Source organism: Streptomyces sp. Isolate_45, from assembly GCF_024721315.2.
In the GTDB taxonomy this organism is placed as follows: domain Bacteria; phylum Actinomycetota; class Actinomycetes; order Streptomycetales; family Streptomycetaceae; genus Streptomyces.
This window is the reverse complement of record NZ_JANFAK020000201.1, coordinates 1-13,507: the sequence shown is the minus strand read 5'-3', so window position 1 is coordinate 13,507 and position 13,507 is coordinate 1. Positions and strand designations below refer to the sequence as shown.

Below are 13,507 nucleotides of genomic sequence, written 5' to 3'. Positions count from 1 at the left end.
CCCCCCCCCCCCCCCCCCCCCCCCCCCCCCCCCCCCCCCCCCCCCCCCCCCCCCCCCCCCCCCCCCCCCCGCGGCCGGCTACGCGGGAAACTTGCGGTCGACCCAGCGGAAGGTGAACTCGATCAGGGTCGCGGCGCCGGCGGCGATGGCGACCGCGATCCACGGCATGGTCACGCCCACCAGCTTGAGCTGGAAGAACTCCTGGAGCCAGGGCACGACGAGGACGATCAGGAACGCGCCGCCCATCGCGCCGACCAGCCCGACGCGCCACCACGTGTACGGGCGGGCGATGATCGCCAGGACCCACATGGAGGTCAGGAACAGGGTCAGCGTCGCGGCGCTGGTCTCGGCGTTGAGGGCGTCCGGGCCGCTGTAGTGCGCGCGGGCGACGATGTACGTGATGAAGGTGGCCGTGGCCGCGATGACGCCGCCGGGGATGGCGTAGCGCATGACGCGTTTCACGAAGTGCGGCTTGGCGCGTTCCTTGTTCGGGGCGAGGGCGAGGAAGAACGCCGGGATGCCGATGGTCAGGGTGGACAGCAGGGTCAGGTGGCGCGGCAGGAACGGGTACTCGACCTGCGAGCAGACCACGAGGACGGCCAGCAGCACCGAGTAGACCGTCTTGGTGAGGAAGAGGGTGGCGACGCGGGTGATGTTGCCGATGACGCGGCGCCCCTCGGCGACCACCGACGGCAGGGTGGCGAAGCTGTTGTTGAGGAGGACGATCTGGGCGACGGCCCGCGTCGCCTCGGAGCCGGAGCCCATGGAGACGCCGATGTCGGCGTCCTTGAGGGCGAGGACGTCGTTGACGCCGTCGCCGGTCATGGCGACGGTGTGTCCGTTGGACTGGAGGGCGCCGACCATGTCCCGCTTCTGCTGCGGGGTGACGCGGCCGAAGACCGAGTTCTTGTCGAGGACGGCGGCCATTTCGGTCCGCTCGGTGGGGAGCCCCCGGGCGTCGACGGTGTTCTGGGCGCCGGGCAGTCCGAGCTTGCCCGCGACCGCGCCGACGGAGACGGCGTTGTCACCGGAGATGACCTTGGCCTTGACGTCCTGGTCCTCGAAGTAGCGCAGGGTGTCGGCGGCGTCGGGGCGCAGCCGCTGTTCGAGGACGATGAGGGCGGTGGGCCGGACGCTGCCGGCGACGGCGGCGTCGTCGAGTTCGCGGGTGGAGCGCGCCAGCAGCAGGACGCGCAGGCCCTGCTCGTTGAGGCCGTCGATCTCCTCCAGGGCGGGGTCGCCGGCGGGGAGGAGGACGTCGGGGGCGCCGAGCAGCCAGGTGTTGTTCTCGCCGTCGCCCTCGCTGAAGCTGGCGCCGCTGTACTTGCGGGCGGAGGAGAACGGCAGGGATTCGGTGCAGCGCCATTCGGCGCTGTCGGGGTAGGCGTCGATGATCGCCTGGAGGCTGGCGTTGGGCCGGGGGTCGGACTCGCCGAGGGCGCCGAGGACCTTCTTGACGTAGGTGGGGTCCGCGCCGCCGAGCGGGCGGAGCTCGGTGACGTCCATGCCGCCCTCGGTGAGGGTGCCGGTCTTGTCGAGGCAGACGACGTCGACGCGGGCGAGGCCCTCGATGGCGGGCAGTTCCTGGACGAGGCACTGTTTGCGGCCGAGCCGGATGACGCCGATGGCGAAGGCGACGGAGGTGAGGAGGACGAGCCCCTCGGGGATCATCGGGACGATGCCGCCGACGGTGCGGGCGATGGCGTCCTTGAGGTTGTTCTCCTTGACGACGAGCTGGCTGATGATCAGCCCGATCGAGGTCGGGATCATCATCCAGGTGACGTACTTGAGGATGGTGGAGATGCCGGAGCGCAGCTCGGAGTGGACGAGGGTGAAGCGCGAGGCCTCTTCGGCCAGCTGGGCGGCGTAGGCCTCCCGGCCGACCTTCGTCGCGGTGAAGGCCCCGCCGCCGGCGACCACGAAGGAGCCGGACATGACCTGGTCGCCGGGCTTCTTCAGGACGGGGTCGGCCTCGCCGGTGAGCAGGGACTCGTCGATCTCCAGTCCGTCGGCCTCGCCGACGACGCCGTCGACGACGACCTTGTCGCCGGGGCCCAGCTCGATGACGTCGTCGAGGACGATCTCGGAGGTGGAGATCTCGGCGGTGGCTCCGTCGCGGCGGACGCCGGGTTTGGCCTCGCCGATGACGGCGAGCCCGTCGAGGGTCTTCTTGGCGCGCAGTTCCTGGATGATGCCGATGCCGGTGTTCGCGATGATCACGAAGCCGAAGAGGCTGTCCTGGATGGGCGCGACGATCAGCATGATCACCCACAGGACCCCGATGATCGCGTTGAAACGGGTGAAGACGTTGGCGCGGACGATCTCGGTGGTGGAGCGCGAGGAGCGGACGGGGACGTCGTTGACGTCGCCGCGCGCGACCCGTTCGGCGACCTGCGCGGTGCTGAGGCCGGCCGGCTTGAAGCGCGGGGCGGGCGGTTTGACCGGGTGCACCGGATCGAGCTCGGCTCCCGCGTCGATGGCGGCGCCGGACCGCTCCGGCCCGTCCTGGTCGGTCTTCGCCCGCTGCGTCATGCTTCCGACCGTAAACGGGGTTCGAACGGTTCACCCGCCGAGCGGTCGCAAGATCCGACCTGAGGATGAGCGGAATCCTCCCCTGGTCCCCCCGCGTCCCGACCTCGTGTCCCCCGGCGCGACTACCGGTCGGTGTCGGGCGCGGCGGCGGGGGAGGCGGCGTCCCGTTCGACCTGCTCGGCCGCGTGGCGCTTGAGTGCGGCGTCGCGGCCGCGGACGTACCAGATGCCGATGAGGCCGAGCCCGCCGCCGGCCGCGCAGGTCCACAGCCACCACAGCAGGTCACGGTCGGCGAACCAGCCGTAGAAGGGGAGCTGGACGACGAACAGGGCGAACCAGAGGATCGTTCCGCCCGTGATGGTGGCCACCACCGGGCCCTCAAGGGGCTCGGGCGCCTCGTGTGTCGCTGTCCACTTCGCCATGACGCCCAGTCTAGGTGGCCGGTTTTCGGGTCTACGCGCGGAGATGGACTGGCCTCCAGTGATGTGTTCATACTGAAACGGTTTGCCTACGGCCTGATTCGTTCGTACGAACCACCTAATAGACCAGTTTGAGGACCGCATGAGCACCTCGGCACCCGCCGCGGCCCCCACCACCGGCCTGGACCGCTACTTCAAGATCTCGGAACGCGGTTCGACCGTGGCCCGCGAGGTCCGGGGCGGTCTGGCCACCTTCTTCGCGATGGCCTACATCATCGTGCTCAACCCGATCATCCTGGGCAGCGCGAAGGACATGTACGGGCACCAGCTCGACGGCGGCCAGCTCGTCACCGCCACCGTCCTGACGGCCGCCTTCACCACCCTCCTCATGGGCGTGATCGGCAACGTCCCGATCGCGCTGGCGGCCGGCCTCGGCGTCAACACCGTCGTCGCCCTCCAGCTGGCCCCGCGGATGAGCTGGCCGGACGCCATGGGCATGGTGGTCCTCGCCGGCTTCGTGGTGATGCTGCTGGTCGCCACCGGCCTGCGCGAGCGTGTCATGAACGCCGTCCCGCTGGGCCTGCGCAAGGGCATCGCGATCGGCATCGGCCTGTTCATCATGCTGATCGGCCTGGTCGACTCCGGCTTCGTCTCCCGGATCCCGGACGCCGCGCACACCACCGTCCCGCTCCAGCTCGGCAGCGACGGCCACCTGCACGGCTGGCCGGTCCTGATCTTCGCGGTCGGCGTCCTGCTCACGCTCGCCCTGCTGATCCGCCGGACGCCGGGCGCGATCCTGATCTCCATCGTGGTCATGACCGTGATCGCCGTCGCCGTCCAGCTCGTCACCGACCTCCCGGGCCTCGCCTGGGGCCTGACCGTGCCCGAGTGGCCGGGCAACCCCGTGGCCGCGCCCGACTTCGGGCTCGTCGGTCAGGTCAGCCTGTTCGGCGGCTTCGGCAAGGTCGGCCTGGTCACCGGCATCCTCTTCGTCTTCACCGTGCTGCTGTCCTGCTTCTTCGACGCGATGGGCACCATCCTCGGCGTCGGCGACGAGGCCAAGCTGATCGACGCGGACGGCAACTTCCCCGGCATCAACAAGGTGCTCCTGGTCGACGGCCTGGCCGTCGCCGCGGGCGGCGCCACCTCGTCCTCGGCCACCACCTGCTTCGTCGAGTCGACGGCCGGGGTCGGCGAGGGCGCCCGTACGGGTCTGGCCAACGTCGTCACCGGCGGCCTCTTCGCCGTCTCGCTGTTCCTCACGCCGCTCGCCACGATGGTCCCGTCCCAGGCCGCCACCCCCGCGCTCGTGGCGGTCGGCTTCCTGATCCTGGCCGGCTCGGTCAAGGACATCGACTGGAGCGACTTCACCATCGCCGTCCCGGCCTTCCTGGCCATGGTGATGATGCCCTTCACCTACTCGATCACCAACGGCATCGGCATCGGCTTCATCAGCTTCTGCGTCCTGCGGGCGGCGACGGGCCGGGCCCGCGAGGTCCCGACCGCGATGTACGTCGTGGCGGCGGTCTTCGTCTTCTACTACGCGATGCCGGCCCTCGGCCTCACGTGAGGCCGTAGAACTTCTCCGTCTCGTCGACCGCGGTCTTGAACCGCTCGTCGAAGTCATCGCGAATGAGCGTCCGGACGACATAGTCCTGGACGCTCATTCCGCGTTTGGCGGCATGGTGTCGGAGCCGCTCCAGCAGCTCCCCGTCTATGCGCATGCTCAGCACATGTGTCCCCATGCCGAAAGAGTCGGGCCACAGGACGCGGACGCGCGTCGCTTTCCGCGCCCGACTCACCCGTACGAGTGACTCGATCTTTGCGGTGTGTCTCACGACTCGATCATTCCGGTGTTCCTTAGGCAGGGTAATGAGTTACTCTAAATACATGCCTGACCTTTCCCATGGCGACGATGCTGCCGCCGTGAACGACCTCCGCTCCGCCGTCATGCGGCTGGGCCGGCGCCTCAAGCACCAGCGCGTCGACGAGTCGCTGAGCCCCACCGAGATGTCGGTGCTCGGCACCCTCGCCCGCTGCGGCCAGGCCACCCCCGGTGAGCTGGCGCGCCGCGAGCACGTCCAGCCCCCGTCGATGACCCGCATCGTCGCGCTGCTGGAGGCCAAGGGACTGGTCACGCTGGAGCCGCACCCCGACGACCGCCGCCAGAAGGTGGTCCGCCAGACCGAGGTGGCCGAAGCGATGCTCGAAGAGAGCCGTCGCAAGCGCAACGCCTTCCTGGCCGGGCTCGCGGCCGAGCTCACCGAGGACGAATGGGCCAAGCTCCGCGCGGCCGCCCCCGTCCTGGAGAAGCTCGCGCACCTGTAGGAACGACGCCAGGAGGCGAACGCTTTTGAGTACGGGAACCGGAGCAGACTCCGCACCCGGCCACACATCCACCCCCACCACTGCCGCACCGGCGGGCAAGAACTCCATGTTCAGCTCGCTGAGGATCCGGAACTACCGGCTCTTCGCGACGGGCCAGGTCGTCTCGAACACGGGCACCTGGATGCAGCGCATCGCCCAGGACTGGCTGGTCCTCTCCCTGACCGGCTCCGCCTCCGCCGTCGGCATCACCATCGCCCTGCAGTTCCTGCCGATGCTGATGTTCGGCCTCTACGGAGGCGTCCTCGCCGACCGGCTGCCCAAGCGGCCGCTGCTGCTGGCCACCCAGAGCGCCATGGGCCTCACCGGCATCGCGCTCGCCGTCCTCACCCTGGCCGGACACGTCCAGGTCTGGCACGTCTACCTGGCGGCCTTCATGCTCGGCCTGGTCACCGTCCTGGACAACCCGGCCCGGCAGACGTTCGTCCCCGAGATGGTCGGCAAGGACCAGGTCGCCAACGCGATCAGCCTGAACTCCGCCAACTTCCAGTCCGCGCGGCTGGTCGGCCCGGCGATCGCCGGTGTGCTCATCACCGCCGTCGGCTCCGGCTGGGCCTTCCTGCTGAACGGACTGTCCTTCGCCGCGCCCATCGCCGGCCTGCTGATGATGCGGACCCGGGAACTGCACCCCGTCGAACCGCAGCCGCGCTCCAAGGGACAACTGCGCGAGGGCCTGCGCTACGTCGCGGGCCGGCCCGAGCTGATCTGGCCCATCGCCCTCGTCGGCTTCATCGGCACCTTCGGGTTCAACTTCCCGATCTGGCTCTCCGCGTTCGTCAGCGACGTCTTCCACGGCGACGCCGGCACGTACGGACTGTTCAACACCCTGATCGCCGCCGGCTCCCTCGCCGGGGCCCTGCTGGCCGCCCGCCGCGGCCACTCCCGGCTGCGGCTGCTGGTGGCGGCCGCCGTCATGTTCGGCGGGCTCCTCACCATCACGGCCTTCGCCCCCGGCTTCTGGCTGTTCGCGGCGCTGCTGGTGCCCATCGGGATCTTCGGCCTGACCGTCAACGTCACCGCCAACTCCAGCGTCCAGATGGCCACCGACCCCGAGATGCGGGGCCGCGTCATGGCGCTGTTCATGATGGTCTTCACCGGCGGCACCCCCCTCGGGGCCCCACTGCTGGGCTGGATCACCGACACCTACGGCGCACGCGTCGGCATGGCCGCCGGCGGCCTGATCTCCCTCACCGCCGCGCTCGCCATCGCCGTCGTCCTCTCCCGGATCGGCAACCTGCGCCTGCGCGTCGGCCGCCGCGGCGTCACCTTCGTCCCCGCGACGCCGCGCGGCGAACTCGCCACCGCCGCGTGACCCCGGCCGGGGGCGCGGGGCGGACGACAGGACCTAGGGTCGGGGCATGAGGCTGTTCGCCGCCGTACTGCCCGCCCCCGGGGCCACCGCCGAGCTCCGGGCGGCCGTCGCGGCCACCCCCCACCCCGAAGGACTGCGCTGGACCGCCGAGGCGGGATGGCACTTCACCCTCGCCTTCATGGGGGAGGTCCGCGACGAGGTGCTCCCCGACCTCCACGAGCGGCTCGGCCGGGCCGCGTCCCGGACCGCCCCGTTCCCGCTGCGCCTCCACGGCGCCGGCCACTTCGGCGACCGCGCCCTGTGGGTGGGGGCCGCCGGCGGGCTCGACACGCTGCGGCTGCTCGCCGAACGCGCCGACGCCGCGGCCCGCCGCGCCGGCGTCCCGATGGACCAGCACCGCCGCTACACCCCGCACCTGACCCTGGCCCGCAGCCGCACCGGCGGCGACCTGCGGCCCTGCCTCGACGCCCTCGCCGGCTTCGAGGGCACCCCCTGGCGGGTCGACACCCTCAGCCTCGTCCGCAGCAACCTGCCCACGAGCGGCGTACCGGGCGAACAGCCCCGCTACGAGGTCGTACGGGCCTGGCCGCTGTCCCCCTGACCGGGGCCGCCCTCCAGGTGCTCCCGGGCCACCCGGGCCGGTACGCACATCCGCCACGCCTCGGTGACGAGCTCCGCCAGCTCCCCCGCGTCGAGGGCGGCCATCCGCGCGTGGATCCAGTTGTAGCGCATGTCCCCGGCCCCCGGCAGGGAGAACCTGTCCGGCTCGGCCGCGACCAGCGCGGCCCTCTCCTCCTTGGGGAAGGCGAAGCCCAGCTCGGTCTCGTCGCGGGAGAGGGCGAGGTAGACGATCCGGCCGATGCGGAACTTCACCCGGTCCCGCACGAGGTGTTCCTCGGTCCGCGGCAGCGCGAGCGCCAGCCGCCGTACGTCCTCGACGGTCACCATGACGGCAGTCTCGCGCATCGCCGCCGACCGTGGGGCCGGGGGCCGTACACGGGGTCGACGGGAGCCGCGTTAGTCTCGACGGGTGGATCCCAAGACCAGAAACCGTGTCATGGCCGGTGTGCTCGTGCTGATGTTCCTCGTAGTCGCCGTGGCGGCCGCCGTCGGCCAGTAGCCGGCGGCGGGCGCCCCGCCCACCCGCTACCAGGCGAAGGCCTCCGGCGACGGGCCCGGACCCGGGAAGATCTCGTCGAGGCCCGTCAGGACCTCCTCCGGAAGTTCCAGCTCCACCGCCCGCAGCGCGGACGCGAGCTGCTCAGGCGTGCGCGGCCCCACGATCGGGCCCGTGACCCCGGGCCGGGTCAGCAGCCACGCCAGGGCCACCTCGCCGGGCTCCAGACCGTGCTTGTCCAGCAGGTCCTCGTACGCCTGGACCTGCGCGCGGACCGTGCTGTTGGCCAGCGCGTCCGCCGACCGCCCGGACGCCGTGCGCCCCGACTCGGCCGCCTTGCGGATCGCACCGCCCAGCAGGCCGCCGTGCAGCGGGGACCAGGGGATGACGCCGAGCCCGTACGCCTCGGCGGCCGGGATGACCTCCATCTCGGCACGCCGCTCGGCGAGGTTGTAGAGGCACTGCTCGCTGACCAGGCCGAGCCGCCCGGTCCGCGCGGCCGTCTCGTTGGCCTGGGCGATCTTCCAGCCGGGGAAGTTGGAGGAGGCCGCGTAGAGGATCTTGCCCTGCTGGACCAGGACCTCGACGGCCTGCCAAATCTCCTCGAACGGGGTCCGCCGGTCCACGTGGTGGAACTGGTAGACGTCGATGTAGTCGGTACCGAGCCGCTTGAGGCTGGCGTCGACGGCCCGGCGGATGTTCAGCGCCGAGAGCCGGTCGTAGTTGGGCCAGGTGTCGGCCTCGCGGTACATGGATCCGTAGACCTTGGTGGCGAGGACCGTCTTCTCCCGGCGGTCGCCGCCCTGGGCGAACCAGGTTCCGATGATCTCCTCGGTACGGCCCTTGTTCTCGCCCCAGCCGTACACGTTGGCCGTGTCGACGAAGTTGATGCCGGCGTCGAGGGCGGCGTCCAGGATGGCGTGGCTCTCGGGCTCCCCGGTCTGGGGGCCGAAGTTCATCGTGCCGAGTACTAGGCGGCTGACCTTGAGGCCCGTGCGTCCGAGCTGCGTGTACTTCATGGGGCACTAGCCAACTGCTTCGAGTGCGCTCCAGGCAAGCCCCTTGGGTGAAGGGCGTGTTACGGCCCGTCCGCCGGCCGGTAGGGGCCGCCGATGCCCCACGCCTGGTGCAGGACCGCGGCGAACTCGCCGGCCAGCCGGTGCTCCCCCGAGACGTTGGGGTGCGTCCCGTCGTAGGTGTCGTGGCGGATGTCGTACGCCTGCGGACGCGCGGCCAGCAGGATCGGCGAGGCGTCCGTCGACAGGTCGGCGACCGCCTTCGCGAGCAGCTCGTTGAAGCGCGCGACCTGCGCCGCGAACGGCGCGTCGTCCTCGGCCCGGACGTTCGGGATGACCGGCAGCAGCACCATCCGGATCCCCGGACGGGCCTCGCGGGCCCCGGCGACGAACCGGCGGACGTTGGCGGCGGTCCCGTCGGCCTCGGTGTAGAAACCGAGGTCTATCAGTCCCAGGGAGACGAGCAGGACGTCGGCCTCGCCCGCGCCCGCGGCGGGCCCGACGAGCGGCGCCATGTGCTGCCACCCCTCGCCCCAGCCCGCCAGGTGGCGCCGGGCGTGCTCCGGGAAGTCCGGGGCGGCGTAGGCGTGGCTGGTGGCCGCGTCGGTGGCGGGGTCGTGGAGCGCGGTGCGCGGACCGACGATCTCGAAGGGGCCGTCCAGGGTGGCGCACAGGTGCTGCCACATCCGGTGGCGCCAGGTGTAGTCGCCGGCGCGTCCGATGGTCATGGAATCGCCGACGAACATGAAACGCATCCGGTCATCATCGCGGATCACGCGGCAGAAACCCCTGTGACGCCGAACACGCGGAACGGGCCGGCAGGCTTGGGGGATGCGCCTGCTCCCCCGGTCGTCCGCCGCCACCGCCGCCACCGCCGTAATCGCCGTCACCGTCCTCGCGGCACTGCCGACGGCGGCCCTCGCCGCGGAAACCCCGGGCGCGGCCGGGTTCACCATCACCGACCCCCGGATCCGGGAGTCGAGCGGGCTCACGGCGAGCCGGCTGCACCCGGGCGTGTACTGGACGCACAACGACAGCGACGACGGCCCGTACGTGTACGGGGTGGACGCGGCGACCGGGAAGACCGTGGCGCGGGTGACGCTGACCGGGATCGGCACGCCCCGCGACGTGGAGGCGATCTCGCTGGGGCCGGACGGGCAGCTGTACGTCGGCGACATCGGCGACAACCGCAACGGCACCTGGGACCACGTGTGGGTCTACCGCTTCCCGGAGCCGAAGCAGCTCGCCGACACCACGGTGAAGGCCGAGCAGTTCACCGTCACGTACGCCGACGGACCGCGCGACGCCGAGGCCCTGATGGTCCATCCGGTGACGGGCCGGGTGTACATCGCGAGCAAGCACGAGCGCACCGCCGGCCTGTACGAGGGACCCGAACGGCTGTCGGCCGGTGGGCCCAACGTCTTCCGGCGGGTCGCGGACGTGCCGTGGGTGACGGACGGGGCGTTCTCCCCCGACGGCGGCCGGCTGACGCTGCGCGGCTACTTCACGGCCCGCACCTACCCGTGGAAGGACGGCCGCCCGCAGGGCGGGGGGACCAGGGTGAGCGCCCCGTTCCAGGGGCAGGCCGAGTCGGTGACGTACACGGCGGACGGGGCGACGCTGATGTTCGGGTCGGAGGGCGCGAACAGCCGGGTCATCGCCGTCCCGGCGACCGACGGCGCTCCGGACGACGGCTCCTCCCCGGCGGGACCGCCGGCCTCCGGCGCCGCCCCGTCCGGGACGGCGTCCGCCCGGCCCGGCTCACCGCCGCAGGCCGGCGGTCCCGCCGGGGAGGACGGCGCCTTCGCCAAGGGGGCCCTGGTCCTCCTGGTGGGCACGGCCCTGGTCATCGGCGCCAAACGGCTGCTGCGGCGCGGCCCGAAGAACTGACGGGACGCCGGCCGCCCCGACGGGCGGCCCGGCGCCGCCCCTTGCCGCCGAACGGGCAGGGGCGAGCGCGTACGCCCTACGAGTGGCCGAGGTCCGACGCCGTGAGGTCCGTGACCGGGACCGATCCGGTGTCGGCGGCCGGACGGAGGGGGAACTCGTCCGTGGCCATCGAGTCGAGCACCGGCGGCGCGGGCCGCAACGGCTTCGGCATGACCGCGGCCTCCGAGTGGCCGCCGCAGCCGTACGAGAGGGAGACCAGCCGGCCGTCGGCCGGTCCGAACTCGTTGGCGCAGACGCCGAAGGCCTGCCCGAGCGAGCCGCCGATCTTGACGAGGAACCCGCAGGACACGCAGGACGCGGGCGCCGCCTGCGCCATCGGGGTCTTCGCGCCGAAGGACTCGTCCCAGCGGTCGGCCGCGCTGTGCAGCCCGTACCGCGACAGGACCCGCGCGCGCCGCATGCCCAGTTCCTCGGCGACCGAGGTGATGGAGCCGCGCGCCGGGACGACCACCCGGTCGGTGACGTCGGCGTCCTCGGCCTCGACGAGTTCGGCCATCTCCTCCGAGACGACGGAGTTCGGCGGCGGGGCGTCCTCGTCGGACCAACCCTGCTCCAGCCGCAGGTCGTCGGCGTCGGTCGGCAGGAGGTCGCCGGGGCCCATGTCACCCGGACGCAGCCGCTCGCTCCACGGCACCCATTCGGGGGCCAGCAGCGCGTCGTCGCCGGGGAGCAGCACCGTTTCGTCGAGGGTGACGTTCTTCGCGCGGGAGGCGCGGGTGACGGTGACGGCCCAGCGCCAGCCCCGGTAGCCGGGTTCCTTGCACTCGAAGAAGTGCGTGACGACACGGTCACCCTCCGCCACGACGGAGACGTGCTCGCCCACCACACCGGGGAAGGCGGCGTCCTCCGCCGCCGAGCGGGCGAGTTCTACCGCCTCGGCGCACATGCGGTCGGGGGTACGCGGGGTACGGCTTCGCGTCGTCGCAGCACTCACAGGTCTCGTTCTCTCCTACGCCGTCTCACGAGTGCGCCGTCCGTACTGTCGTCCACAACGACCCGTCGGTTCGTCCGTACCCAGCGCGGGCGGAGCGGACCAGAGGGCCGCGTCGACGTCCGCGCCCGATCGGCCTCGGGCGCACCCCACTGCGATCCATTCTGCGGGATCGCGAAGAGGCGCGCGGCCAAGAGCAACCGCCGGTGGCGCGCTACGCACGCTACCTCCTCCAGAGCCTTCGTCCCACATGCGAGGTCCGATTCGCGGACGACGCCCGCACCCGGGACGTGCCGGGAGGGGTCCGGCAGGGCCGAGTGGGGCACTATGGCCACGTGGCACCCGCACGGTCGTCCGATGACGGCTCGGGACCGGCCAAGCGGGCCGGCCGGGCTGTCGGGCGTGCCCTGCACCTCCCCATCACCGGTACGGCGCGCGGGATCCGGCGGGCCACTCACGCGCACGGGGCGGGCGAATCGGGCCTCGGCCGACTGATCGAACTGCACGCGATCAACGGCGCCGGCGACGTGATGATCACGGTGGCGTTGGCCTCGACGGTGTTCTTCTCGGTCCCCACGGACGAGGCACGCGGCCGAGTGGCCCTGTACCTGGCCATCACCATGGCCCCCTTCACCCTGCTGGCCCCGGTGATCGGCCCGCTGCTCGACCGGTTGCCGCACGGCAGGCGGGCGGCGATGGCGGCGGCGATGCTGGCGCGGGCGCTGTTGGCACTGACGATGTCGGGCGCCGTGGCGACGGGCGGCCTGGAGCTGTACCCGGCGGCGCTGGGCGTGCTGGTGGCGTCCAAGGCGTACGGGGTGGTCCGCAGCGCCGTCGTCCCCCGCCTCCTCCCACCGGGGTTCTCACTCGTCAAGGCGAACTCCCGGGTCACCTTGGCGGGCCTGCTCGCCACGGGCGCGGCCGCGCCGATCGGGGCCGGCCTGCACACGATCGGACCGCCCTGGCCGCTGTACGGGGCCTGCGCGATCTTCGTGTGGGGGACGTTCGCGGCGTTCCAGCTGCCGCACAAGGTGGACGACGCGAAGGGCGAACGCCGCGCCCGGCTCTCCACGCACGAGGCGCACTCGCGACGCCCGGGCCTGCGGACGATCAGCCGCCCGGTGCTGTGCGGACTGCTGGCCAACGCGTCGATGCGGGCCCTGTCGGGCTTCCTCATCTTCTTCCTGGCGTTCCTGCTGCGGGAGCACCCGCTCGCCGGGCAGAGCGCGGCGGTGTCGCTGGCGGTCGTCGGCATCTCGGCGGGCCTGGGCAACGCGTGCGGCACGGCCGTCGGGGCGTGGCTGCGGGCGCGGGCCCCGGAGGCGATCATCGCGACCGTGCTGTGCCTGACGCTCGGCGTCGCGGTGATCGCGGCGGTCCTCTTCAGCGGGGCGATGGTCGCGGTCCTGGGCGCGACGGCGGGCTTCTGCCAGGCCCTCGCGAAGCTGTCGCTGGACGCGATGATCCAACGGGACGTCCCGGAGTCGGTCCGCACCTCGGCCTTCGCCCGCTCGGAGACCCTGCTCCAGGTGGCGTGGGTCCTGGGCGGCGCGATCGGCATCGTGCTACCGCTGAACGGAGTACTGGGCATGGCCGTGGCGGCGACGCTGGTCGCCGCGGGCACGACCATGGCCCTCCGCGGCGTCCTGACCACCCCCCACCACCACAGGGGCACAACCCACCCCCGCGTGGCCTGACGGGGTCACACCCACCCCCGCGTGGCCTGACGGGTCGGGGTCGGGGACGGGGTGGGGTGTCGTCCGGGACCAAAACGTGATTTGTTGGCGCGCGGTACCGCCCCACCAACGCAGCAGCGGACAGGGCGCCATAAATCATGCCCGTCCC

The 13,507-nt window shown here is 72.0% G+C and carries 13 protein-coding genes; 6 read left to right on the top strand and 7 right to left on the bottom strand.

Features of this window, described 5'->3' with window-relative positions:
• Positions 1 to 78 precede the first annotated feature (78 nt).
• Both NOD94_RS36310 and NOD94_RS36305 read right to left on the bottom strand, forming a co-directional pair.
• On the bottom strand, positions 79 to 2,532 hold the full coding sequence (locus NOD94_RS36310) for an HAD-IC family P-type ATPase (protein ID WP_281210497.1): 2,454 nt from the start codon (positions 2,530 to 2,532) through the stop codon (positions 79 to 81).
• A gap of 122 nt (positions 2,533 to 2,654) precedes the next feature.
• Positions 2,655 to 2,954, bottom strand: coding sequence for a DUF2530 domain-containing protein (locus NOD94_RS36305; RefSeq protein WP_281210496.1), 300 nt, complete (start codon positions 2,952 to 2,954; stop codon positions 2,655 to 2,657).
• A gap of 139 nt (positions 2,955 to 3,093) precedes the next feature.
• On the opposite strand from NOD94_RS36305, the gene NOD94_RS36300 reads away from it, so the two are divergent.
• The gene (locus NOD94_RS36300) at positions 3,094 to 4,521 is read left to right on the top strand and encodes an NCS2 family permease (RefSeq protein ID WP_281210495.1); all 1,428 of its coding nucleotides are present in this window, start codon (positions 3,094 to 3,096) and stop codon (positions 4,519 to 4,521) included.
• On the opposite strand, the gene NOD94_RS36295 is transcribed toward NOD94_RS36300, so the two are convergent.
• The gene (locus NOD94_RS36295; RefSeq protein WP_266574969.1) at positions 4,514 to 4,696 is read right to left on the bottom strand and encodes a ribbon-helix-helix protein, CopG family; all 183 of its coding nucleotides are present in this window, start codon (positions 4,694 to 4,696) and stop codon (positions 4,514 to 4,516) included. The two genes, NOD94_RS36300 and NOD94_RS36295, sit on opposite strands and share 8 nt — an antisense overlap.
• 145 nt (positions 4,697 to 4,841) lie before the next feature.
• On the opposite strand from NOD94_RS36295, the gene NOD94_RS36290 reads away from it, so the two are divergent.
• The 3 genes from NOD94_RS36290 to thpR are packed head-to-tail and all read left to right on the top strand — an operon-like array spanning position 4,842 to position 7,249.
• A complete protein-coding gene (locus NOD94_RS36290; protein ID WP_281210494.1) occupies positions 4,842 to 5,279 on the top strand; it encodes a MarR family transcriptional regulator in 438 nt (145 codons plus the stop codon).
• A gap of 25 nt (positions 5,280 to 5,304) precedes the next feature.
• The gene (locus tag NOD94_RS36285) at positions 5,305 to 6,648 is read left to right on the top strand and encodes an MFS transporter (RefSeq protein ID WP_281210493.1); all 1,344 of its coding nucleotides are present in this window, start codon (positions 5,305 to 5,307) and stop codon (positions 6,646 to 6,648) included.
• A gap of 46 nt (positions 6,649 to 6,694) precedes the next feature.
• Complete coding sequence (gene thpR / locus NOD94_RS36280; protein ID WP_281210492.1) at positions 6,695 to 7,249, top strand: RNA 2',3'-cyclic phosphodiesterase; 555 nt, start codon at positions 6,695 to 6,697, stop codon at positions 7,247 to 7,249.
• Here thpR and NOD94_RS36275 read toward each other — a convergent pair.
• The 3 genes from NOD94_RS36275 to NOD94_RS36265 form a co-directional block, all read right to left on the bottom strand.
• Positions 7,213 to 7,614 (bottom strand): MmcQ/YjbR family DNA-binding protein, encoded by a 402-nt coding sequence (locus tag NOD94_RS36275; RefSeq protein ID WP_281210491.1) that lies wholly within the window; start codon positions 7,612 to 7,614, stop codon positions 7,213 to 7,215. The two genes, thpR and NOD94_RS36275, sit on opposite strands and share 37 nt — an antisense overlap.
• A 180-nt stretch (positions 7,615 to 7,794) precedes the next feature.
• On the bottom strand, positions 7,795 to 8,784 hold the full coding sequence (locus NOD94_RS36270) for an aldo/keto reductase (RefSeq protein ID WP_281210490.1): 990 nt from the start codon (positions 8,782 to 8,784) through the stop codon (positions 7,795 to 7,797).
• 59 nt (positions 8,785 to 8,843) lie between these two features.
• The gene (locus NOD94_RS36265) at positions 8,844 to 9,536 is read right to left on the bottom strand and encodes a GDSL-type esterase/lipase family protein (protein ID WP_281210489.1); all 693 of its coding nucleotides are present in this window, start codon (positions 9,534 to 9,536) and stop codon (positions 8,844 to 8,846) included.
• 76 nt (positions 9,537 to 9,612) lie between these two features.
• Here NOD94_RS36265 and NOD94_RS36260 point away from each other — a divergent pair, with 76 nt between their 5' ends.
• Positions 9,613 to 10,671, top strand: coding sequence for a WD40 repeat domain-containing protein (locus tag NOD94_RS36260; RefSeq protein WP_281210488.1), 1,059 nt, complete (start codon positions 9,613 to 9,615; stop codon positions 10,669 to 10,671).
• 76 nt (positions 10,672 to 10,747) lie between these two features.
• Here NOD94_RS36260 and NOD94_RS36255 read toward each other — a convergent pair whose 3' ends face one another.
• Positions 10,748 to 11,665 (bottom strand): DUF3027 domain-containing protein, encoded by a 918-nt coding sequence (locus NOD94_RS36255; RefSeq protein ID WP_281210487.1) that lies wholly within the window; start codon positions 11,663 to 11,665, stop codon positions 10,748 to 10,750.
• 314 nt (positions 11,666 to 11,979) lie between these two features.
• On the opposite strand from NOD94_RS36255, the gene NOD94_RS36250 reads away from it, so the two are divergent.
• On the top strand, positions 11,980 to 13,359 hold the full coding sequence (locus tag NOD94_RS36250) for an MFS transporter (protein WP_281210498.1): 1,380 nt from the start codon (positions 11,980 to 11,982) through the stop codon (positions 13,357 to 13,359).
• The last annotated feature ends 148 nt before the right edge of the window (positions 13,360 to 13,507 follow it).